This is a genomic window from Xanthomonas sp. SHU 199 (assembly GCF_000364665.1).
In the GTDB taxonomy this organism is placed as follows: Bacteria; Pseudomonadota; Gammaproteobacteria; order Xanthomonadales; family Xanthomonadaceae; genus Xanthomonas_A; species Xanthomonas_A sontii.
Map to the genome: position 1 here is coordinate 1 of NZ_AQOI01000241.1, position 1,976 is coordinate 1,976.

A 1,976-nucleotide genomic window follows, 5' to 3' on the forward strand; every position below is an offset into this window, starting at 1 on the left:
ACGTCGGCCGGCGAGCCGGCCGGCAGCGCGTCGGGCTGCTGCACGCCGGCGGTGCGCCAGGCGCGCGGCAGGCCGGTGACCACGGCATGGAACACGCCATTGCTGGTGGCGCTGGCGTTGGTCTCGTTGACGTTGCCCAGGGTCGGCGTGTTGACGGTCAGGCTGGGCACGGTGACGCGCATGCCTTCCAGGCGCTCGAGCTGGTCGTAGGCGCCGTTCGGGTCGGGGAAGCGGGTGGTCAGCTCGACCGCGGCCGGCAGCGGATTGCCGGTGGACTGCAGCAGCACCGTCGGCGAGGTCAGTTCGGTCAGCGGCGGCTGGCTGGGGTCGGTGCTGGGCACGTATTCGACCACCGTGGCCTGCACCCGCACCGAATTGCCCACCGCGGCCTCGGCCGGCGGCGCACTGCCGGTGTAGACGTAGATGCCCTCGGAGGTGAGCGGGTCGGCATCGGCCTGGGCGTCGGGCGTCTGCAGGAAGAAGCCGGCGCTGCGCCGTGCGGTGACGATGCCGCTGGTGGCGACCACCTGGCCGACCAGCGGCGAGCGCGCGCCGCTGCCCTGGATGCTGTGGATCGGCACCAGGTTGAAGTCGTCGTTGAGGATCACCCCGCTGGCGGTCAGCGTGGACGGCAGCGCACCGCTGACGCCGGTGATGTCGAGGTAGAAGGTCTCGTCGGGTTCGTTGCTGGTGTCGCCGTTGACCAGCACGCGCACCTCGGTGCTGCTTTCGCCGGCCGGGATGGTCACCTGGGTCGCAGCCAGTGCCTGGTAGTCGCTGCCGGCAGTGGCAGTGCCGTCGCGGGTGGCGACGGTGAAGCTCACGCCGCCGCTGCCGGCCGGCTGGCTCAGCGTCACCGTGAACACGAATGCGCTGCTGCCGCTGTCGCCTTCGGCGCGGCTGACGTTGGCCACGCTGGCCACCGGCTGGTTGCCGCCGCCGCACAGGCTGACCGGCGCGGCGCTGTTGCGCGGGGTCGGCGCGCCGGTGGCGAAGTCGGCGTTGTTGTTGTCGCTGTCGGTGCAGCCGCCGTTGCCGCGCAGCACCGCCAGGGTGTTGCTGGGCGCGGCGGTCGGGGCGCTGCCCTCGGCGCAGCTGGCGCTGCTGCCGTAGCCGACGAAGTCGGCGTTGCCGGCCGGGCAGGCGCCGCTCAGCGCGGCGCTGCTCTTGCTCAGCGCGATCTTGCCGGCGCTGCCGCTCATGGCGATGGTGCCGGTGGCGTCGGGCGTGGGCAGCGCGGTGCTGCCGCCGCTGCCGTCGGCCTGCTTGACCAAGTAGTAGCCGCCCGGCGCGATGCTGCCGCTGAGCGTGGTGACCTGCCAGCTGCTGCCGGTGGCCGAGGCGTACTGCACCGACCAGCCGGCCAGGCTCACCGCCTCGCTGCCGTTGTTGTGCAATTCGACGAAATCGCTTTTGTAGGTGGCGCCGCTGTTGCCGCCACCGCCATAGACCTGGCTGATGACCACCTGGGCCTGGGCGTACCCGGCACCACCCAGCGCGCACGACAACACTGCAGCTCGAAGCAGCATGGTTCGCATGAACAAGATCTCCCCAATCCTTGAAGACGTGGACTTAAGAGTGGCTAACGAAACGTAGCGAGCAGTCGCCAGGTGGGTGAGGACGGCGCGGAGGAACCGCAGTGTACGAGTGGTACATGAGGATTCCGAGCACCGTCCGCGCCCGCCTGGTGGCTGCGCAGTAGTTTCGTTAGCCGCTCTTACGCAGATGAACCGACGGCACCCCCCAGGCGCCGCCGACGATTGTGCCGGAGTTTGTCAGCCGGTGCTGACGAATGTGTGACATTCGTCGCTGCGGTACCCTTGCCGGCCCGGAACGCCCACGCCGCCCATGCCCGTCGAACAGAACCAGCGCCCGCTCGAAGCCGGCATCCACACCGACCTGGAAGGCCGCCTGACCTACGGCGGCTATCTGCGCCTGGACCGGCTGCTGTCGGCGCAGCAGCCGCTGTCGAACCC

At 70.3% G+C, this 1,976-nt stretch carries 1 protein-coding gene, 1 other RNA gene and 1 pseudogene; 1 reads left to right on the top strand and 2 read right to left on the bottom strand.

Annotation, left to right across the window (positions count from 1 at the left end):
- Together D183_RS0109685 and D183_RS26410 are read right to left on the bottom strand one after the other, a co-directional pair.
- On the bottom strand, positions 1-1,538 hold a 1,538-nt coding region (locus tag D183_RS0109685), incomplete at its 3' end, for a lamin tail domain-containing protein (RefSeq protein WP_026144342.1).
- A gap of 42 nt (positions 1,539-1,580) precedes the next feature.
- A non-coding RNA gene (locus D183_RS26410) (sX9 sRNA) lies at positions 1,581-1,656 on the bottom strand.
- A 192-nt stretch (positions 1,657-1,848) separates the two neighbouring features.
- Between D183_RS26410 and D183_RS26935 the strand changes: the two are divergent.
- Positions 1,849-1,976, top strand: a pseudogene (locus D183_RS26935) (tryptophan 2,3-dioxygenase); the annotation flags it as partial.